At 60.5% G+C, this 21,746-nt stretch carries 13 protein-coding genes; 7 read left to right on the forward strand and 6 right to left on the reverse strand.

From position 1 onward, the window contains the following. The 4 genes from AC1DXO_RS24870 to AC1DXO_RS24885 form a co-directional block, all read right to left on the reverse strand. Positions 1-2,939, reverse strand: a 2,939-nt coding sequence (locus AC1DXO_RS24870; RefSeq protein ID WP_476980910.1) for a M10 family metallopeptidase C-terminal domain-containing protein, incomplete at its 3' end; no start/stop codon positions are given. Between the two features lie 396 nt (positions 2,940-3,335). Next, positions 3,336-7,688 carry a beta strand repeat-containing protein gene (locus tag AC1DXO_RS24875; RefSeq protein ID WP_476980911.1) on the reverse strand — a complete coding sequence of 1,451 codons (4,353 nt, stop codon included), beginning with the start codon at positions 7,686-7,688 and terminating at the stop codon, positions 3,336-3,338. A 176-nt stretch (positions 7,689-7,864) separates the two neighbouring features. After that, entirely contained in the window at positions 7,865-8,926 is a 1,062-nt protein-coding gene (locus AC1DXO_RS24880) for a LacI family DNA-binding transcriptional regulator (protein WP_476980912.1), read from the reverse strand. Between the two features lie 67 nt (positions 8,927-8,993). Beyond that, complete coding sequence (locus AC1DXO_RS24885) at positions 8,994-10,061, reverse strand: mannose-1-phosphate guanylyltransferase/mannose-6-phosphate isomerase (protein WP_476980913.1); 1,068 nt, start codon at positions 10,059-10,061, stop codon at positions 8,994-8,996. Between the two features lie 198 nt (positions 10,062-10,259). Between AC1DXO_RS24885 and AC1DXO_RS24890 the strand changes: the two genes are divergently transcribed. From AC1DXO_RS24890 to AC1DXO_RS24905, 4 genes are all read left to right on the forward strand, one after another. Beyond that, entirely contained in the window at positions 10,260-11,420 is a 1,161-nt protein-coding gene (locus AC1DXO_RS24890) for an AGE family epimerase/isomerase (RefSeq protein ID WP_476980914.1), read from the forward strand. Positions 11,421-11,504: 84 nt separating this feature from the next. Further along, the gene (locus AC1DXO_RS24895; RefSeq protein WP_476980915.1) at positions 11,505-13,733 is read left to right on the forward strand and encodes a glycoside hydrolase family 3 C-terminal domain-containing protein; all 2,229 of its coding nucleotides are present in this window, start codon (positions 11,505-11,507) and stop codon (positions 13,731-13,733) included. Positions 13,734-13,838: 105 nt separating this feature from the next. Continuing rightward, positions 13,839-15,194, forward strand: coding sequence for an L-serine ammonia-lyase (locus tag AC1DXO_RS24900; protein ID WP_476980916.1), 1,356 nt, complete (start codon positions 13,839-13,841; stop codon positions 15,192-15,194). Positions 15,195-15,344: 150 nt separating this feature from the next. Beyond that, entirely contained in the window at positions 15,345-15,686 is a 342-nt protein-coding gene (locus tag AC1DXO_RS24905; RefSeq protein WP_476980917.1) for a hypothetical protein, read from the forward strand. Between the two features lie 126 nt (positions 15,687-15,812). On the opposite strand, the gene AC1DXO_RS24910 is transcribed toward AC1DXO_RS24905, so the two are convergent. Together AC1DXO_RS24910 and AC1DXO_RS24915 are read right to left on the reverse strand one after the other, a co-directional pair. Further along, entirely contained in the window at positions 15,813-17,375 is a 1,563-nt protein-coding gene (locus tag AC1DXO_RS24910) for an amidase (RefSeq protein ID WP_476980918.1), read from the reverse strand. Positions 17,376-17,413: 38 nt separating this feature from the next. Beyond that, the gene (locus tag AC1DXO_RS24915; RefSeq protein ID WP_476980919.1) at positions 17,414-17,794 is read right to left on the reverse strand and encodes a hypothetical protein; all 381 of its coding nucleotides are present in this window, start codon (positions 17,792-17,794) and stop codon (positions 17,414-17,416) included. A 64-nt stretch (positions 17,795-17,858) separates the two neighbouring features. Between AC1DXO_RS24915 and cysQ the strand changes: the two genes are divergently transcribed. From cysQ to cysN, 3 genes are all read left to right on the forward strand, one after another. After that, positions 17,859-18,641 carry a 3'(2'),5'-bisphosphate nucleotidase CysQ gene (gene cysQ, locus AC1DXO_RS24920; protein ID WP_476980920.1) on the forward strand — a complete coding sequence of 261 codons (783 nt, stop codon included), beginning with the start codon at positions 17,859-17,861 and terminating at the stop codon, positions 18,639-18,641. A gap of 267 nt (positions 18,642-18,908) precedes the next feature. Beyond that, complete coding sequence (gene cysD / locus AC1DXO_RS24925) at positions 18,909-19,817, forward strand: sulfate adenylyltransferase subunit CysD (protein WP_476980921.1); 909 nt, start codon at positions 18,909-18,911, stop codon at positions 19,815-19,817. Then, a complete protein-coding gene (cysN, locus tag AC1DXO_RS24930; protein ID WP_476980922.1) occupies positions 19,817-21,745 on the forward strand; it encodes a sulfate adenylyltransferase subunit CysN in 1,929 nt (642 codons plus the stop codon). Before cysD ends, cysN begins: the two co-directional genes overlap by 1 nt. The last annotated feature ends 1 nt before the right edge of the window (position 21,746 follow it).

Genomic DNA, 21,746 nt, shown 5'->3' on the forward strand with positions numbered 1-21,746 from the left:
TTGCCCGCACCAGCATTGATGGCGTTAGCACCGGTTCCGTTGACAATGATCGAATTGGCGACGCTTGAACCCACTACGGACGCGGATCCGCCGATCACCAGGTTTTCGATACTGATCAACTGATCGCGATTGCCCCCGAATGTCGCAAATCCAGCGGCAAGGTCGAAGGTGACGCTGGAAACCCAATTCAGGTCATGCACCAAGGTGTCAATGCCGGCGCCACCGTCATAGACATCGTCATCAGACGCACCCATGCCTTGGGTGTCGATAATCGTATCATTACCACCTTCGCCATTGACCACATCGTTGCCACCCAGGCTGTCGATCGTGTCGTTGCCGGCGCCGCCATTGATCGTGTTGTTGCCGCTGGTCCCGGTCAGGCTGTCATTACCGGCGCCAGACGTCAGGTTTTCGAAATTGACAAAGGATTCCGGCGAGAAGTTGGTCACGCCCGTCGTCAGGTTGACGACATAGTTGCCGCTGTAGGTCGTCGTATTCAGCCAGTCGAGACCTGCACCACCATCCAGGGTTTCGGTCGCGCCAATCCCGGCAAAGATGGTGTCATTGCCCAGTCCACCGGTATAGACGCCACGGCCCGACGAATGCAGTTCGTCATTGCCATCGCCGCCGTCGACCGTATCGCCGGGATTGCTGCTGAAGCCACCCGCATCGACCGTATCATTGCCGTCGCCGGTATTGATAATATTGTTGCCCGCCGTGCCGGTGATCGAGTCGTTTCCGGCCCCCGTCGTCACATTTTCGAAATTGACGTAGGATTCGCCGCTGTAGTTGGTGACGCCGGTGTTCAGGTCGATCGTATAGTTGCCGCTCCACGATGTCGTGTCGAGCGTATCGGTACCCGTGCCACCGTCCATAACCTCGGGCGTGCCGGGCGCCGCGTACATGAGGTCATTGCCGTTTTCGCCGTAATAGGAGCCGAAGCCCGACGAATAGACCGTGTCGCTGCCCGAACCGGCATAGACCGTGTCGGTACCGCCGCTGCGCATGTCGATGACATTGTTACTGGTGCTGCCATAGACAAGATTGTTGAGGCTGTTGCCGGTCCCGTTGATCGCGCCGCTCAGCAGGTACAGATTTTCGAAATTGGCCAGCAGCGTATAGGTGATCGACGAGTAGACCCAGTCAGTGCCAGCGCTTGCCGCCTCGGTAACCGAATCCAACGTGCTGTCGACATAGTACAGGTCATCACCGGCGCCACCGGTCATGGTGTCGTTACCGGTACCGCCGTTAAGTGTGTCATTACCATCATTGCCGGTGACACTGTCATTCCCAGTGCCGCCGTCGAGATAGTCGTTGCCGAAGCCGCCATAGATGGCGTCATCGCCGGCTTCACCATACTGGTAGTCATTGCCGCCGTCGGAACCCAGGGATTCGTCGAGCGTATCGTTGCCGGCGCCACCCCAGTTGGTGTCGTTGCCGGCGATGCCGTACAGATAGTCGTTGCCGCCGCCGCCGGTCAGAGTATTGTTGGCCGCGTTGCCGTACATCTGATCGGCGCCCGAGCCGCCGATGGCGTTTTCGATCAGCGACCGCGCATCGCCGTTATACTGCAGGGCGTTGGCAATATTGCCCGGCGCCAGGTTGGTGCCGCCCGAATAGGCGCGGTTATTGGCCAACTGCGCCGTATTGAAGGTCGTCCAGTTGCCTGGACGCAGGTCGATGCTCTGGTTGCCGCTGAAATTGCTGAGATCATAGGTATCGATCCCGTTGCCGTCCCAGATGGTGCGGAAGATCTTGTTGCCGTCCGGGTCACCCTGGCTCACGCCGTTGATGAACATTTCGCCGGTCGTGGCACTAAAGGTGTAGACGCTGTTGCCGCTGTTGGAGTTGAAATTGGCGCCGTACAGATACTGCAGGGCGGCAATGTCCTCCATCATATAGGTCTGCGGCTGGTTGAACTGGTCGCCTTCGAACTGGATCGAGTTGCCCGGATCGGAGCGATAGGTCATCAGCGACCAGGCCTGGCCGTCATGCGACGCCGTCAGGGCGCGCGAACCATAACGCGGGCCCGGGCCGTCAATATAGCCGCCGACCGTCAGGTCGACATTGGTGTAGTCCGAATGACCATGCTTCAGTCCGAGCGCGTGGCCGGTCTCGTGCATGATCGTCGCCTGGCCCCAGTTGCCGATATTGGGCGTCAGGTAGAAGGGCTGCCCGGTCATACCGAACCAGATATCACCATCCCACGTATCGCTACCCGGGAAATTACCTTCGGCGGACGGCAGCGACGAGTCCGTCGTCTGCGAATAGCGCAGATTGCCGTGATTGGCGTTGGTTTCGGTGATTTCGGTAAAGGTCAGGTTGGTGTAGCCGGCAACCAAACCCAGTGCGTAACGCACCGCCGTCTGTTGCGCCGCGTTGAAATCGACGTGGTTGGTCAGGTAGCCCGAGTCGTAATAGGGCGTCTGATAGAAGCTGCCGCTGGTCGGAAAGCTGAACGTCATGTTGGTGATCGTCCATTTGGAACCGATCAGGACGGCATCGGTGTCCTGGACACCGCTGAAGTCATAGTGGCCGGAGACAAGCGTCTGCGAGATCCGCGCCGTCAGGCCCGGGCCCGACGAGTCGTTGATCCCGTCACCCCCGCCGCTATGCGCCATGGTGCGGGCGCCGCCGCCCGAGATCGACCCTGGGTCGCCCAGGGTGCCGATCGAGCTGAGTATGCCGCCGGAATAGGCCGGGGCCGACGGTGCATTGAACGTCGCGGCACCCGACACGCTGCCTGGCGTGTGTGACAGAGCATTGGAAACCGGCACCGGGCGTGGAGCGGCCGCACTTGCGGCAAGCTCACCGGCCATGACCAGTCCATTGATGGGGTTGATGGGGGCGGACAAAGCAGACGGGGCTGTCTTACCTGCCAAGCTGAGACCAGAGACACTGCCGGTCTCGTCGATATCGAAACCAAAACGCACGCGCATGGGAGTCACCCTGTGTGAAAATGTGGGATTAAAAAACTTACACTACGGTATTATTACACTATGCCCCAGACCTCGCCCCAGGTCTCGCCGTCCGCACTTTACACCGCGTCGCTGGACTTGTGGAAGCCAATTTTGTCAATCTTTTTAGAAAACGGCCATATTTCCGCCTTGCGCCTTGAAATCCTGAAACAATTATTTTTCGGTACGGGTCTTGCATCTTGCCCTTAGGGTAAATTTCGCTTTACCCTATTGATAATATTCGCCTTTCGGGAGATTTTCAGTATCCGGAGGACGTACAGTTTAACCGCATAGACCGTTCCGTGCGTCAAAAAACAAAACGCCGCCTGCAATGCAGACGGCGTTCCGTGAAAACGGGCAATCGAATCTAGTATAATTTTACCACGTTATGTGGCTGAGGAAAGCCGGATCGCTGGCCGTGGTTGCCAGCACGGTAACGACATTGCCGCCGCCTAAATCGATCACGGTATCGGCGCCGTTCTGCGAAATGACAACGCCGCCGCCATTGACGACTCCATGGGTATAGGCATTGATGTCGATCCGGTCGTTCTGGCTGGCCTTGAAGTCGTTGATCGTATCGAGGCCGCTGGCCGTACTGAAGACGAAGGTGTCCGCCCCGGCGCCGCCGATCAGGATGTCATTGCCCTTGCCGCCATTCAGCAGGTCGTTGCCGGAACTGCCGTTCAGCGTATTGGCCGCCGTATTACCGTAGATCTGGTTGTCGAGGCCCTGGCCCGTGCCATCGATCAACGCCGTACCGGTCAGGATGATGGTTTCGATATACTGGCCGGCAGCATTGTAAGTGACCGATGAGCGCACCGTGTCAGCGCCGCCTGTGCTGACTTCGTAGACTCGGTCGCCGGCATTATCGATATAGTAGGTGTCGTCGCCCAGCCCGCCGGTCATGGTGTCGGCGCCGCCCTTGCCGTCCAGGATATTGGCGCCATCATTGCCATTGATGATAGTGGCGATGCCGTTGCCGATGCCGTTGATATTGGCCACCCCCGTCAGGTTCAGGATTTCGATATAGACCGAGGCGGCGATCGTATAGCTGACCGAGGCATTGACCGCATCCTTGCCGCCGGTGCTGTTCTCCACGATGACATCGGCCGCGTTGTCGACGACATAGGTATCATTGCCCGCGCCACCCGCCATAGTGTCGGCGCCAGCCCCGCCATCCAGCACATTGGTGCCGATCGTGCCGTTGATCGTGTTATCGAACCCGTTGCCCGTGCCATTGATATTGCCGGTCCCGGTCAGGGTCAGGATTTCGACGAAGGACGCAGCCCCCAGCGCATAGCTGACCGAGGCCAGGACGGTATCTGTCCCCTCGCCGCTTGCCTCCACTACGCTGTCCGCCGTACGGTCGACCAGGAAGGTGTCGTCGCCCAGCCCACCGGTCAGGGTATCGCTGCCTGCACCGCCGTCCAGCCGGTCATTGCCGTCGAGGCCCGACAACTTGTTGTTGCCGGCATTGCCGGTGATCATATTGCCCAGGGCGTTGCCCGTGCCGTTGATGCTGCCTGTACCCATGAGGATAAGGTTTTCGACATCGGCGGTCATGACATGGCTGACATAGGCCTGGACAAGGTCCGTACCCGCCCCGACACCTTCACTCACCAGGTCACCGGCATTGTCGACCGTGTAGGTGTCATTACCCGCACCGCCGGCCATGGTATCGGCACCACTCTTGCCGTCCAGCGTATTGTTGCCGCTGTTGCCATTCAAGGTTTCCGCACGACCGGTGCTGGAGCCCGTAGCCGTGGTATCTGCGGTCCCGGTCAGGCTGACGACTTCGATATATTGCGTGCCGATATCGAAACTGACCGAAGCATTGACGACGTCGGTACCCTGGCCGTTCAGTTCACTGACCGTATCGCCGGCGCCGACATAAAAGGTATCATTGCCCGCGCCACCAGCGAGGACGTTAACTCCGCTGTTGCCGGTCAGAACGTTGTTGAGGGCATTGCCGGTGCCGTTGACATCGGCGGTCCCTGTCAAGGTCAGGTTCTCGACATTGGCGCCCAGAGTATAGGTCAGGGCGGTAAAGACCGTATCATTGCCCGCATTCGCCGCCTCGACCACCAGATCGGCGAGGACGTCGATATAGTAACTGTCGTCGCCCAGGCCGCCGCTCAGCGTGTCGTTGCCAACCGCCCCATCCAGGCTATTGGCATTATTGTCGCCGCTAAGGCTGTCATTATAGGCCGAACCCAGCAGGCCTTCGAAATTGCTCAGTGTGTCGGAGCCGGCATTGATGGTGTTCTGACCGGCGCCCTGGAGCGCCAGGCTGACCGTCACGGCCGCACCTGCCGAGGCGTAGGAGGCAATATCGAAGCCGGCCGCCCCGTTCAGCGTATCGTTGCCGGCACCGCCATCAATGACGTCGTTACCGCTGCCGCCGGTAAAGCTGTCATTGCCCGCCGTCATCAGCACCGCACTGCCGGCATTGCTCAGGGTGAGATTGAGCGTCTCGAACGAGGTAAACCGGCTGGCGCCGACCAGCAGCACGCCGCCGGCCAGGAAGGTCAGGCTCTGGAACCCGGCTCCGCTCAGATTGAGGTTCAGTGTATCGCTGCCGGCTCCGCCATTGAGTTGCAGCTTGCCTGTGGTGCCCAGCGAAGTCCCGTCGACATTTACCGTGTCATTGCCTGTGCCGGCGGCGTAGTTGATCACTTCGATATGGTCGAGATCCGTCCTGTTGGAATCGTTATACAGGTTGCCATAGAAATACCCGCCACTGCTGTACAGATTGCTGGCGACACCGACGGTCAAAGCCGCATTGTTGAGGGTCAGCCTGTCCAGGCCGTTGCCGCCGTCCACCGTCTGATACCCCGTGGCGCCGACGATCGTCACCAGGTCATTGCCATTGGCCATACGCAGCTGGTCATTGGCGGCTCCCGTCACGGTCACGGTGTCATTGCCACTACCGAAGGTCACATTGAAGGTTTCGAAATGGGCCAGACTCAGCCGCGTCGTCGCAAGCGCCGTGGCATCCAGCGTAATATTGCTGGTGACGACGGCCAGGTTGGCCGTCAGCGTATCGTTACCGCCCGCGGCGTCAACCGACAGCAGGGTGTTCGACGAGGCCAGCGAAGTACCGTCGACGCCGACGGAATCGGCGCCATCGCCCATCATGACGGTCAGCCGCTCGATATGGTCGAAATCGGTGCGGCTGGTGGTATTGTAAATATTGCCGTAGAAATAGCCGCCGGACGAATAGATATTGTTGCCGACGCCATTGAGCTGGCCGCCATTATTGACCGTAAGTGTATCCCGGCCATTGCCGCCGTCGACCGTTTGGTAGCCAAGGGCGTCGGTGATGCTGACCGTGTCGTCGCCGTCGGCCATGCGAAACTGATCGTCCGTCGCATGACTCACCGTGACGCTGTCATGGCCGCTGCCGAAGGTGACATTATAGACCTCGAAGCCGGTCAATGCCACGCGGTCAGTCGTCAAGGACGCGCCGTTAAGCGTGATATTGGTGGTGATGACGGCCAGGCTGGTGTTCAGCGTGTCATGCCCGGCGCCGACATCCGCGGAAACTGAATTGGCAGCCACCGCCAGGGAATTGCCATCCAGATACAGGCTGTCGTCGCCGCTGCCGCCCTTATAGGTCAGTGATTCGAATTGATCGAAGTCGGTGCGGCTGCTGTCATTATAGAAATTGCCGTAAAAATAGCCGCCGGAGCTGTAGATATTGTTGCCCACACCAGCGACTTGGGCCGAATTGTCGAGGCTCAGAACGTCAAAGCCTGTGGAACCGTAGACAGTTTGATAACCGGCGGCCTCGTCTATCGTAACCGTGTCATTGCCGGCGCCCAGCCGCAGGACGTCATTCGTAGCCCCCGTCCGGCTGACACTGTCATTGCCGCTACCGAAATCGAGATTGTAGACATCGAATCCGGTCAGCGAAACGCGGCTGGTCACCAGCGAATGGTCGCTCAGAACGATATCGGTCGTCAGCACATGCAGATCGGCAGTTAGCCCGTCGAAACCGGCGCCCGCTTCGATCGTGACTGTATTGGCAGGCGCCACCAGGCCATTGCCGTTCAGGTATAGATTGTCATTGCCAGATCCCATGGTGTAGGTCAGCTGGTGCATAAGGTCGAAGTCGGTGCGGCTGGTGTCGTTGTAGAAATTGCCATAGAAATAAGCACCGGCGCCGCTGCCAGACGTATAAATATTGCTGCCCACCCCGACGGACTGCACACCGTTATTGACACTTAAGGTATTGAACCCGCTACCGCCGTTGAAGACCTGGTAGCCGACAGCATTTGTGACCGACACGTTGTCATTGCCGCCGCCCAGGGCTATGCTGTCACCTGTCGCGCCCGTCAGGGTGACGGTATCGTTGCCGCTACCCAGTGTGAGGCTGTAGACCTCGAAATTAACAGCCGAGACATTACCGGTCGTCAGGCTGTTATCGGTCAGGGTGAAGCCGGTCGTCATGGCGCCGAAATCAGCTGTCAGCGTATCGGAACCGCCGCCGCCGTTGACATACAGGCTATTGCCGGCCTCGGCCGCTGCCAAACCGCCGATATACAGGTTGTCATTGCCCAACCCCATATAGTAGGTGATGGTGTTGATATGATCGAAGGGCACATAGCTGCCGTCATCATTATAGGCATTGCCGTAGAAATAGTGGCTGCTGTCGGGATTCGTGCCGGTATAGATGGCGCCGCTGGCGTCACCGGTCTGGGTCGAATTGTCGCGGAAAAAAGATGTCATGACGTTCAAGTCCCTGTTCTGTTCGAAAACTGGCTAGTCGCGCACATCCGCGGCTCTGACAGGTAAGGCGAATTCAGGACGGAAAAGGGGTCACCTGGTGCGTAATTTTCTGCACCCGGTAAAAAACATCAGCAATATCATGAAGATGAACTGTCGGGCACGCCTCTTTCCCGCCGTCAGTCGACAAGCCTTGCCGCCGATTCGCGCACGACCACGCGATGCGGTACCGGCTCGAACCTGGCCCGCGCCGGACTCACGCCCTGTCGCATGGCTTTAAGATCGGCGACAATGCGTTCGACGGCGCGACATCCCATTACCTTCAGCGGCTGATGCACGGTCGTCAGCGGCGGCCAGATGATTTCCGACAGCGGCGTGTCGTCGAACCCGGCCAGGGACAGATCGCCCGGTACGCTCAGGCCCAGCCGGTTGGCCGTGAACAGGGCCCCGACCGCCATGTCGTCATTGGCGCAGATCAGCGCGCTCGGCCATTCACCCCGTGGCCTCGCAAGTATGGTCACCGCCTGCTCGACACCCGACCGAAAGGTGAAATTTCCGCGTTCGCAAACGACGCCGGCGAGATCGATATCGGCCTCCACCAAGGCGCGTGTGAAGCCGCAATAGCGTTCCTCAGCCGACAGGTGGCCGGCAATACCCTTGATAAAGCCGAAACGGCGGTGGCCCAGGTCCAGCAGATACCGTGTCAGGTCGAAACCGGCCTGGGCCTCGTCCATCCCGACTCCGGAGGCGATGTGGCGCGCCGCCGGGCCAGGCGCGATACAGACAACGGGCAGGTTACGCTCCATAAGCCGGTGGACCAGTTCGACATCGTCGGAAAAGGGCGGGGTAAGAATCAGCCCGACACAGGCCTGGGCATCCAGCCGCGTCAGGATATCAGCCGCCGGATCACCGCTGTTCTGCCGCACGGCGTGCAGCATCAGTTGCATCCCGGCCTCGGCGCAGGCGCGCAGGGCGCCCAGCTCCAGACCGGAATGGTAAAAGGAATTGGGCTCGGCTTCGGGATCGGACGCATAGACCAGCCCCAGCAATTGCGCCTTGCCGCCGGCCAGCGCCCGTGCCTGCATATTGACGTGGTAGTCGAGGTCCTCGATGGCCGCCATGACGCGGCTACGGACCTCGGGGCTGACATTGACCCCGCCGTTCAGCACGCGCGAAACCGTAGCGCGCGCCACACCCGACCGAGCGGCCACATCGTCGATGGTCGGTTTACCTGCTGCCACGTGACGTCCCCGGATGAGTCGCACAACTATGCAACCGGTTGCGGACGGTGACAAGCCTCGCCCGGCGTCAACCTTGCTTCAGAAGTGCCTTGGCCGCTTCGGCCGCTTTCTTGACATCCTGGGCACGCGCCAGCGGTGCCACCAGGATACCGCTGGGCGTCGAAATCACCATGATGTCCGACAGGCCGATGACCGCCACCACGGGGCCGGCATCATTGCGGATCAGGCAGTTCTCCGCCTCGATCAGGATGGCGTCGCCCTTGATATGGTTGGAGCGATCATCCTTGTCACCCAGCCGCCATAGTTCGGCAAAGCCGCCGACGTCCGCCCAGCCGATGTCGCACGGCACGACCGCCGAACGTTTGGTCTGTTCCATCACCGCATAGTCGACGCTGATCGACGGCACTTCGCCGAAGCTGACGGCCTCCAGCCTGACCGCCACGCCGTCGCGTTCCGCTGCGTCATAGGCCTTGCGGCACGCCGCCAGGACCTCGGGCGCATGGATTTCCAGTTCTTCCAGCATCACCTGCGGCGAGAACAGGAAGATGCCGGCGTTCCACACATGCCGCCCGCCTTCGACATACTGCGTCGCCGTCGCCAGGTCCGGCTTTTCGAGGAACTTTTCGATCTCGTAGATCCCGTCCGACAGTTCCGCCCCACGCGCGATATAGCCAAAGCCTGTCTCAGGGTGGCCGGGCGTAATGCCGAAGGTAACGATCCGCGACTGCGCCGTTTCGGACGCCGCCACGATGGTGGCGTGAAAATCGGCAGGCTTGCTGATGACATGATCGGCCGGCACCATCAGGATCAGGGCCTCGGGCGCCAGTTCCAGCCCGCTCAGCGCCGCCATGGCCGCCACAGCCGCCGTATTGCGCCCGAACGGTTCCAGAATCACCGCCTGGGGTGCCTTGCCGATCTGTTCCAATTGCGCCGTCACAAGGTCGAAATGGCCCTGGCCGCAGATCGCCACCGGATTGAGATAGTTGTCGCCGATCAGCCGCAGCGCCGTTTCCTGGATCATCGTATTGGCCGTCGCGATGGCGTGAAACTGCTTGGGCGCGGTCGGCGTCGACAAGGGCCACAGGCGCGTGCCGGAACCGCCCGACATGATGACCGGCAAGATATTGATGGGCATGAAAAAATTCCTGAAAATCTATCCTGAACGATGCCTTGCTAAAGCCGAAACCGGCAATTTATCCATGGCGCGTACGTTGCAATCTTATAAAGACACAGTAGGGTGCACTGCAACATGCCTTTACGCCCAACTGCAAATTTATAGTGCGCCTGCTACGAACGCGTTCCTCCCAGATTATCGCCAGCCCAGAAGAGCCTCATGTCCGATATCGCCGACCGCCTGACCCAGTCCCAATCCACCCTGCGCCAGTGGTTGTTCGACCACGCCCTGCCCCTGTGGTGGGATATCGGCGGGGACCTGGCAAAGGGCGGCTTCTTTGAAAAGATCAATCTCGACGGCACGCCGTATGACATCGACCGCCGCACCCGCGTCGCGGCGCGTCAGGTCTTTTCCTACGCCCTGGCCGGGACCATGGGCTACACGGGGGAAACCGACGCCCCGATCGATCACGGCCTGGCCTGGCTGTCCGGCCCGGCGAAAAACCCCGACACCGACATGCTGTACGCCGTGCTGGCGCCGGATGGTTCCGTCGTTCGCGGCGAATTCGATTTCTACGACCACGCCTTTGCCATGCTGGCCTACGCCTCGGCCTATACGGTGCGCAAGGACCCGGTCCTGGAAGCCGCGGCTGTGGCCATCCGCGACACCATCGTCCGCGACTATTCGCACCCGGTTCGCGGCTTCGAAGAAGCCAATCCGCGCACCCTGCCGCTGAAGACCAATCCGCACATGCACATGTTCGAAGCCTGCCTGGCCTGGATCGAGGCCGGCGGGGACTCCAAATGGCGCGATATTGCCGCCATGGTTGCCGACCTGTGCGTCGAAAAATTCCTCCACCCGGTGACCGGTTCCTTGAGAGAATATTTCGACGGCGACTGGAACCCCATGGAGGGCGAGATGGGCCGCATCGTCGAGCCCGGCCACCAGTTCGAATGGGCCTGGCTGTTCCTGCGCTGGGCGAAGCTGACCGGCAAGGCGACCTATGTCACCGCCGCCAAACGCCTGATCGAGATTGCCGAGAATGACGGCACCGATCCTGTGCGTGGCGTTACCTTCAATGAACTGTGGGACGACTTCACGCCCAAGGACGCCAAGGCCCGCCTGTGGCCGCAGACCGAGCGCATGAAAGCCTATGTCAAGCTGACCGACGCTGCTGAAACGGCCACCGATCGCGAAGCCGCCATCGACCGCGCCATCGCTGCCGCTGCCGGCCTTAAACTCTACCTCAGCACGGAAATCGAAGGCTTGTATCGCGACCGCATGAAAACCGACGGCACCTTCGAAATCGAGCCCGCACCGGCCAGCACGCTGTACCACATCATCTGTGCCATCGACGAGTTTTCAAGTTTGAAAATCTGACCGGTTTTTCGTAGCGCCGGCACCAAAACTATTCTAAACTCCCGTTGAAAGCGCTTCCAAAAGCGCCAAAAAAGCGGGAGAATCATGTCAAAAGCGCTCAGACTAGCGGCCCTGATGGCCTTCGTGTCCACGCCTGCCCTGGCCCAAGGCGCCAGCCAGCCGTGGATGGACAGCAGCAAGACGCCGGAACAGCGCGCCCAGGCCGCCGTCGCCGCCATGACGCTCGATGAAAAGCTCCTGATGGTCATGGGCTATACCGACCCTGACCAGTTGATGAAGGAACCGGACGATATCGTGCCGCCGGCCATCAAGGCCGACGTCAAGGCCAACCATATTGCCGGTTCCGCCGGCTACATCCCGGGCATTCCCCGTCTGGGCATCCCCGGTCAATGGCAGACCGACGCCTCGATCGGCGTTCGCGTCGCCAATATGGAGCGCACCGCCCTGCCCTCGTCCCTGGCCACGGCTGCCTCATTCGATCCAAAGATCACCTTTGACGGCGGGGTCATGATCGCCAATGAGGCCCGCGCCTCGGGCTTCAATACCTTCCTGGCCGGCGGCGGCAACCTGGCTCGCGAACCGCGTAACGGCCGCAATTTCGAATATACCGGCGAAGACCCGGTCCTGACCGGCGCCATGACCGGCGGCCTGATCAACGGCATCCAGTCTCGCCATATGGTCTCGACCATGAAGCATTGGGCGGTCAATGATCAGGAAAGCCAGCGCACCACGGTCGACGTCACCATCACCAAGGCCGCCATGCGCCAGTCTGACCTGCTGGCCTTCGAGCTGATCTACGACACCGCCAATCCGGGCTCGGTCATGTGTTCCTATAACCTGGTCAATCACGATTGGGCCTGCGAGAACGACTATCTCAACAATCAGGTCTTGAAAGGCGACTGGGGATTCAAGGGCTATGTCATGTCCGACTGGGGGGCCGTCCATTCTGCCGCCAAGTCAGCCAATAACGGCCTCGACCAGTTTACCGGTTATCCGTGCTGCGGCCATCACGGCGCCTTCTTCGCCGCCAAGAACCTCAAGCCCGAAATTGAAAACGGCAATATCGCCATGTCGCGCATCGACGACATGGCTGAGCGTATCCTGTGGCCGCTGTTCGCCAAGGGCGTGGTCGATGACCCTGCCAAGGTTGGCCCGATCGACTTCACAGCCGATGCCGCGGTGTCGCAAAACGCCGCCGAACATTCCCTGGTCCTGTTGAAGAACCAGGGCAATCTCCTGCCGCTGACCGGCGTCAAGTCGGTTGCCATGATCGGCGGCCACGCCGACAAGGGTGTCATGGCCGGCGGCGGATCGTCGGGCGTCACCCCCATCGGCGGCAGTGCTGTCACCGGCATCGCGCCGACGACCTGGCCGGGCCCGGTCGTCTATATGTCGTCCTCGCCGCTCAAGGCGATGCAGGCTGCCCTGCCCCAGGCCAAGGTTTCCTACGCCTCTGGTGAAAAGATCGCGCAAGCCGTCGCCCTGGCCAAAAAGAGCGACGTTGCCATCGTTTTCGTCACACAATGGCTGGGCGAAGGCTTCGACGGCCATCTGGAACTGCAGGGCAATCAGGACGCCCTGGCCGCCGCGGTCGCCAAGGCCAACCCGAAGACCATTGTCGTCGTCGAATCGGGCGGCGCCATACTGATGCCATGGCTGGACAAGGTTCCTGCCGTGCTCGAGGCCTTCTATCCCGGCATCCGCGGCGGTGAAGCCATCACCAATATCCTGACGGGCAAGGTCAATCCGTCGGGCCACCTGCCGATCAGCTTCCCGGCCTCAAACGCCCAGCTGGCCCATGCCGAGATCCCGGGCTTCGGCAGACCTGACGGCATTCCCGTCGCCATCACCTATGACGAGGGCGCTGCCATCGGCTACAAGTGGTACGACGTCAAGGGCTTCAAGCCTCTGTTCGCCTTTGGCCACGGCCTCAGCTACACCTCCTTCGCTGTTTCCGACGTCCGCCCGCGCCTCGACGGTTCGAGCCTGAAGGTCAGCGCAACCGTGACCAATACCGGCAAGCGCGACGGGGCCACTGCCACCCAAATCTATATCGGCGCCGACGTCACCGCCGGCTGGGAAGCCCCCAAGCGTCTGGGCGCCTTCGCCAAGGTCGACCTGAAACCCGGCGAAAGTCGCATTGTCGACCTGACGGTCGATCCGCGCCTCCTGGCACGCTACGACGAAGCTTCCGACAGCTGGGTGATCGCGCCCGGTACCTATCACGTCATGGCGGGCGAAGCCTCCGACAACCTGCCGGTCACAGCCGACATCACCCTGCCCGGCTATATGTGGAGCGCCGTTCACAAGTAACTATTGAAACTAACTTGACCTGACGGCGGGTGCATGACAGCTATAGGCCTATTTAGAAAAGTGGCCGCCACTTTTTCGTCAATACTGCGACCATAAAAGCATCTCATGAAACCCGCCCTCAGCGTCACTGACCTGTTCACCATCGGCGTTGGCCCGTCCAGCTCGCACACGGTTGGGCCGATGCGCGCCGCCCATCACTTTGCTGAAAAGCTGGCTGACCGCCCAGCGCCTGTCCGCGTGGTCTGCCGCCTCTATGGTTCCCTGGCCCTGACGGGCAAGGGCCATGCCACTGACACCGCCATACTGGTCGGCCTCAGTGGTTGGCTGCCCGACCGCATCGAACCTGAAGCCATCTCGCCCCTGGTCGCCGATATCCACGCCCGCAAACGCCTCCGTTTTGCCGGTCTGCACGATATCTCGTTCGATCCCGGTGCCGATCTGGCGTTCCGCATGGGTGAGTTCCTGCCCGAGCATTCCAACGGCCTGCAGTTCGAAGCCTTCTTCGCCGACGGCGCCATCGAAGCCGCGACCTATTTCTCGATCGGCGGCGGCGCCATCGAGGGCGACGGCGTTACGCCTAAGTCGGGTAATATCGCCCTGCCCTACGCCTATGCCTCCGGCGTCGAATTGCTCGCCATCTGCGCCCGCGAAGACCTGACGATTGCGGAGGTCATCTTCCGTAACGAAGACGCCTTTCGCCCGCGCGCCGAGACCTGCGAATTCCTCGACGCCGTCCGGTCTGCCATGATGGCCAGTATCGAGCGCGGCATGCGCCAGGACGGCATCCTGCCCGGCGGGCTGAATGTCCGGCGCCGCGCCAAGGCCATGGTCGACAAACTCCAGGGCAGAGGCCCCCGCATAGACCCATCGCAGATCTTCGAATGGGTCAGCCTGTATGCCCTGGCCGTCAATGAGGAAAACGCCGCCGGCGGTCGCGTCGTTACAGCGCCGACCAACGGCGCCGCCGGCGTTTTGCCAGCCGTCATCAAATATTATGAAACCTTCGTCCCCAATGCGACGAAAGAGGGCACGCGCACCCTGCTGATGACCGCCACGGCTATAGGCTTTCTTTACAAGACCAATGCCTCGATCTCGGCCGCCGAAATGGGCTGCCAGGGCGAGGTCGGCGTCGCCTGTTCCATGGCGGCGGCGGGCCTGTGCGCCGCGCTGGGCGGTACGCCTGGCCAGATCGAGAATGCCGCTGAAATCGGCATGGAGCACAATCTCGGCCTGACCTGCGATCCGATAGGTGGCCTGGTCCAGGTGCCGTGCATCGAACGCAACACAATGGGCGCCATCAAGGCGATCAACGCCACCTACCTGGCGCTGAACGGCGACGGCCATCACATAGTCAGCCTCGATGCAGTCATCGAGACCATGCGCCAGACCGGCGAGGACATGCGGGTGAAGTACAAGGAAACCAGCCTGGGCGGCCTGGCGGTCAATGTCGTCGAATGCTGAGGCTGCAGCGTTATCTTGACCTTGACGTTACCCTTATAAACGCCCGGCGCAAATGCCCTGCAATACTCACAACTTCGCCCAGTTTATGCCGAAGTGCGGCCTGAAACTGTCATTATCGGCGAAAAGGCCGGTTGTTCAGGAGTTGCCGTCATGGCCCGTACCCTCGATATGCACGACGAAGTTGCCCGCCGCGACTATTTCCGGCTGTTGTTCAAGGCGCTGGACGCCGGCAGCGTAACGCCCTTCGTCTTGCGGCAAAAACTCGATGGTGTGGTCAAGGCGTCGACCCACATGGAATTCGACGATCATGCCCAGACTGAACTGACTGAGTTTCTGACTCGCGTCATCGACATGTACAAGTTCGGAGAGATCGATCTGTTATCGGCGACAGACGATATCGACCTGTTGGTCATGGCCGCCGAGGCTGACAGCCAGGACCTGATGCAATTTGTCTATGTCGGACCGGAAACCTTCGGCTGCATGACAATGTAGGCATCTCACTGAAAAGTCCTTCGGCGGCGCTACGCTTGCCTCAGTGTACTTTTCAGTGGGTTCAGTACGGAAAATTCAGGACTTGGGACGGCCCGGCGTCCTGACTTTGCTTTTTGCCTTAGAATTTCATTTTCGTGCTGCTTCAAACGCATAGCCGGCCTTGAGCAATCCCGCCTCGCCCCATTTCGGACCGATAAAGCTCAGGCCCACCGGCAGCCCCTGGACGTCACCCATCGGCACGGTCAGGTGAGGATAGCCCGAAGTCGCCGGCAGGCTGGTCGCCGAGGGTCCGTTATATTGATCGCCGTAGATCAGATCCGACAGCCAGGCCGGACCGTAGGTAGGCGCCACCAGGACCGCCACATTGTTGGTTTTCATCAGTCCGTCCAGCATAAGTGCCGACGAGGTCTTGGCCTTGACCGAATTGAGCACATAGGCGGGATCGCCCAGGCCCTTGGTCGCCTCGGCCTGTTCGAACAGTTCCTGCTGGAAATAGGGCATTTCCTCGGCGGCATGCGCCTTGTTGAAAGCGATGACATCGGCCAGGGTCCGCGTCTGGACGGTGGCCGGCGTCGAGGCCAGATAGAGATTAAGATCCGTCTTCAATTCGGCCAGCAATACCGGCAGTTCGGCGTCACCCAGTCCCTTGACCTCCGACGACTTGATATCGACCAGCACAGCTCCGGCATCGGTCAGGGTCTTCAACGCGGCCTCGAATACAGCCGCCGTTTTTGGATCGTTACCGATCTGGTCGCGCAACACGCCGACTCGCACCCCTTTCAGGTAGTCCTTGCTCAGGCCCGTCGTATAATCGACCTTGCGCGCATCGGCCTCACCGGTCGCCCCATCCAGCGGATCACTGCCCGCCATGACATTGAGCATAGCGGCGACGTCGGCGACGCTGTGCCCCATCGGCCCCGGCGTATCCTGGCTGTGCGAGATGGGTATGACATAGGTCCGCGACACCAGCCCGACGGTCGGCTTCAAGCCGACCAGACCGTTCATCGACGACGGACAGGTGACCGAACCATCGGTTTCCGTGCCGACCGCCAGGGGGGCATAATTGGCCGCGACCGCAGCACCCGACCCACTCGACGACCCGCAGGCGGTGCGCGCCTTGTCGTGAGCATTGGCGACCAGCCCGCCGACGCCGCTCCACCCGCTGACCGAATGGGTCGACCGGATATTGGCCCATTCCGACAGGTTGGTCTTGCCCAGGATAATCGCCCCGCCGGCGCGCAACCGCGCCACGACGGGTGCGTCACGATGGGTGATATTGTCTTTCAGAGCCAGCGATCCGGCCGTCGTCGCCATATTGTCCAGGGTCTCGACATTGTCCTTGATCAGTACGGGAATGCCCATCAGCGGGCCGAGATTTTTGCCCTGCTTGCGCGCTTCGTCGATCGCCTTGGCCTGGGCCAGGGCATCCGGATTGACGACGATCATGGCATGCAGCGTACCGTCTTGGGCCTTGATACGGTCGAGTGCAGCTTGAGTCAGTTGTTCGGCGGTGAAATCACCACGTGCCAGGGCGGCTTCAATATCCGCCACAGGTGTTGCATTGGCCAGGACGCCGGCCGCTGACAGATGTGTGGTATCGACCTTGGCCGTCGAACCGCTGCTTTCGGGGCGGCTACAGGCAGCCAGAAGGGCAAGGGCGAAAATAGGTAACAGGTGTCTAACCATCATCACGATCTCCTCAGAGCGTTTGGCATTGCGAACACAGCCTAGTCTTCGTCAGCCAGACTTTCCACATCAGGATATGAAACCAGCCTTGCTTTCATTGAATTCAGTCGATCCCGCCATAGCTCCGGCATGTCCTCGACCACTTCGTACGGCGTACTCAAATTGAAAACTTCAAACCAATAATAGCGGGATGTTCTTTGCCGATCCTCTCGGTCCGGCCAGGCATCAGCTACCGACTCCGCCGCGTGACGCTGGGTGATCGCGCAAAGCTCTGTCACAGTTGGCCGATCATCCATTAATGTCCGTCCGAACACAATGTGTTGGGTGTGCAGTAGCAACATGACGACCAGTCCGTCAGTCTCATCTGGAGAGGTGCCGAGCAGAAATGACGCCAGCACCCGATGTATTTCCAGCGAATTCATTTCGTCACAATAGATACAGATTTCCCTACTTTACAAGCCGCTTGGCGCGCGCCTATGAGACGGCATGAATTTGCTCCCGATCATGTTAGACGCCGGCGCGGAAATCCTGCGCATCTACGCCACCGATTTCGCGGTTGCTGCCAAGGGCGACGCCTCGCCGGTCACCGAAGCCGACCAGGCCGCCGAGGCCATTATCCTCAAAGGCCTGGTCGAGCTGGCGCCCAATATCCCGATCGTGGCCGAGGAAGAAGCCGCAGCCGGCCGCGTGCCCGCAGCCACCCGAACCTTTTTCCTGGTCGATCCGTTGGACGGCACCAAGGAATTCATTTCCAGAAACGGCGAATTCACCGTCAACATCGCCCTGATCGAGGACGGCGCACCGACCGCGGGCGCCGTCTATGCCCCGGCGCTGGGTCGCATCTACTGGGGTTCGCAGGGCGAAGGCTCATATATGGCCGACGTTACCGATGGAGAGCTCGGACCGGCACAGCCTATCGAGGTTCGCACCGCGCCCGCCGCCATCACAGCCATCGGTTCGCGCTCGCATGGCGGAGCCGAGACCGACGCCTATCTGAAAGCCTTCACCGTCGCGGAATTCAAACCGGCCGGTTCGTCGCTGAAATTCTGCCTGCTGGCCTGCGGTGAGGCCGACATCTATCCGCGCATGGGCCGCACCATGGAATGGGACACGGCGGCGGGCGACGCGGTCCTGCGCGCAGCCGGCGGCCGGGTCGAAACCCTCGGCGGCCAACCTCTTGTATACGGCAAGCGCGACCAGGCCAGCGACGCCGACTTCGCCAATCCGTATTTTGTGGCATTCGGCGACCCCGGCCTGAAGAAGGTTTAACCACGAACTGCACGAACGACACGAACCTCGGGAAATAGGCGAGAGGCTATTCGTGTTCATTGGCGTTTATTCGCGGTTCCAAATATCGGCACTTGGCATTAAGCCTGCCATATCAGAAGTTTCTCGAAGTTCGTGTCGGTTCGTGGTTCAAATTCTTAAACCACCCAACCTCACCTGTAGATTCAGATTTTGTCGTTTGCCGTTTTTCGGCCGGATGCCTACATACCCACAAGACCGCCCCGCCTAGGGCTCTATCAAGGTTATACCGTGTCGACCGAACAACTTACCCACCTGCGGCGTCTCGAAGCCGAGTCCATCTTCATCATGCGCGAGGTCGCGGCCGAGTTCAAAAACCCGGTGATGATGTATTCGATCGGCAAGGACTCATCGGTCATGCTGCACCTGGCGATGAAGGCTTTTTACCCGTCCAAGCCGCCCTTCCCGCTGCTCCACGTCGACACGACGTGGAAGTTTCGCGAGATGATCCAGTTCCGCGACGACACGGTAAAGCGCCTTGGCCTCACCCTGCTCAAGCACACCAATCCCGATGGCCTGCGCGACAATGTCAATCCGTTCGACCATGGCTCGAACGTCTATACCAACATCATGAAGACCGATGCCCTGAAACAGGCCCTGACCGAGCACGGCTTCGACGCCGCTTTCGGCGGCGCGCGCCGCGACGAGGAAAAGTCGCGCGCCAAGGAACGCATCTTCTCATTTCGAACGCAGAACCACGGCTGGGATCCGAAGAACCAGCGTCCGGAGCTGTGGAACCTCTACAACGCTCGCATCAAGCCCGGGGAATCGATCCGTGTCTTCCCGCTGTCCAACTGGACCGAGCTCGACATCTGGCAATATATCCTGATGGAGAACATCCCCATCGTTCCGCTCTACTTTGCCAAGAAACGCCCGGTCGTGAAGCGCGGCGGCCAGCTGATCATGGTCGACGACGACCGACTGCCGCTGTTACCCGGCGAAAAGCCCGAGATGAAATCGGTCCGCTTCCGCACACTCGGCTGCTATCCACTGACCGCCGCCGTCGAATCCGAAGCCGACACGCTGGAAGACATCGTTGCCGAAATGCTGACCACCCGCACCTCGGAGCGCTCGGGCCGCCTGATCGATCACGATGAACAGGGCTCGATGGAGAAGAAAAAGCGCGAGGGCTATTTCTGATGAACGCAATCGTTGATACCCGCATGGATACCAAGGCCCTGGTCGAGTACCTGGCCAGCCATGAAAAGAAGTCCCTCCTGCGCTTCCTGACCTGCGGATCGGTGGACGATGGCAAGTCGAGCCTGATCGGCCGCCTGCTCTACGACACCAAGCTGATTTTCGAAGACCAATTGGCTGGCATTGAAAAGGATTCCAAGAAGTTCGGCACGGTCGGTGAGGACATCGACCTCGCCCTTCTGGTCGATGGCCTCCAGGCCGAGCGCGAACAGGGCATCACGATCGACGTCGCCTATCGCTTCTTCACGACCGACAAGCGCAAGTTTATTGTCGCCGACACGCCTGGCCACGAACAATATACCCGCAACATGGCGACCGGCGCCTCCAATTCTGACCTCGCCGTCATCCTGATCGACGCCCGCAAAGGCATATTGACCCAGACGCGCCGCCACAGCTTCATCGTCTCGCTGCTCGGCATCAAGCACGTCGTCCTGGCAGTCAACAAGATCGATCTGGTCGGCCATAGCCAGGCTGTTTTCGACAGGATCGTCGCCGATTATCGCGAATTCTCCGGCCGTTTCGGTTTCCAGACGCTTCAGGCCATTCCCCTGTCGGCGCGCTACGGCGACAATGTCCTCGAACGCAGCGACAACATGCCGTGGTACGACGGCCCGACCCTGGTCGAGCATCTCGAAACGGTCGAGATCGACCAGGATCTGCAGCAACAGCCCTTCCGTCTCCAGGTCCAGTGGGTCAACCGTCCGGATCTCAACTTCCGCGGCTTCGCCGGTACGCTCGCCTCGGGCACGGTCCGCCCGGGTGACGACATTGTCGTCGCCCGCTCGGGCAAGGCGTCAAAGGTGGCGCGCATCGTTACCCATGACGGCGATCTCGACCAGGCCATTGCCGGCCAGGCCGTGACCCTGACACTGGATGACGAAATCGATATCTCGCGCGGCGATGTTCTGGTCCCGGCCGAACAGCGCCCCGAAGTCTCCGACCAGTTCCAGGCCCATCTGATCTGGATGAGTGAAGTGCCTCTGCTGCCCGGCCGCCCCTATATCCTGAAGGTCGGCGCCCGTACGATCTCTGCCACCGTCACCGGCATCAAGCACAAGATCGACGTCAACACCTTCAATGAACTGGCGGCCAAGGCCCTGCCGCTCAACGAAGTCGCCGTGGTTAATATCCAGACCCAGGAACCGATCGCCTTCGACGCCTATGGCGACAACCACGACATGGGCGCGTTCATCGTCATCGACCGGGTGTCCAACCTGACGCTCGGCGCCGGCATGATCGATTTTGGCCTGCGCCGCGCGACCAATGTCCATTGGCAGGCGCTCGACGTTTCCAAGGACTCGCGCGCCGGCATCAAGAACCAACGCGCGGTCGTGTTATGGTTTACCGGCCTGTCGGGCGCCGGAAAATCAACCATTGCCAACCTGGTCGAAAAGAAGCTGCTCAGCCTCAACCACCACACCTATCTGCTTGACGGTGATAATGTCCGTCACGGCCTGAACAACGACCTGGGCTTCGCCCCGGCGGACCGTGTCGAGAACATCCGCCGCGTCGCCGAGGTGTCGCGCCTGATGGTCGATGCCGGCCTGATCACCCTTGTATCGTTCATCTCGCCTTACCGCGCCGAACGCCAGCTGGCGCGCGACCTGCTGCAACCGGGTGAGTTTATCGAGATCCACGTCGCCACACCGCTCGACGTCGCCGAAGCGCGTGACGCCAAGGGTCTGTATAAGAAGGCGCGGGCTGGCGAGATCACCAACTTCACCGGCATCGACAGTCCTTATGAAGTGCCTGAAAACCCGGAACTTGTCCTGGATACGACGGATACCAGCCCCGATATCCTGGCCGAACGGATCGTCACCTATCTCGGTGAACGCGGTTTCCTGGGCGACGTTTTCGACTACAGCATCTAAC

This window comes from Asticcacaulis sp. P2_C5 (genome assembly GCF_056404555.1).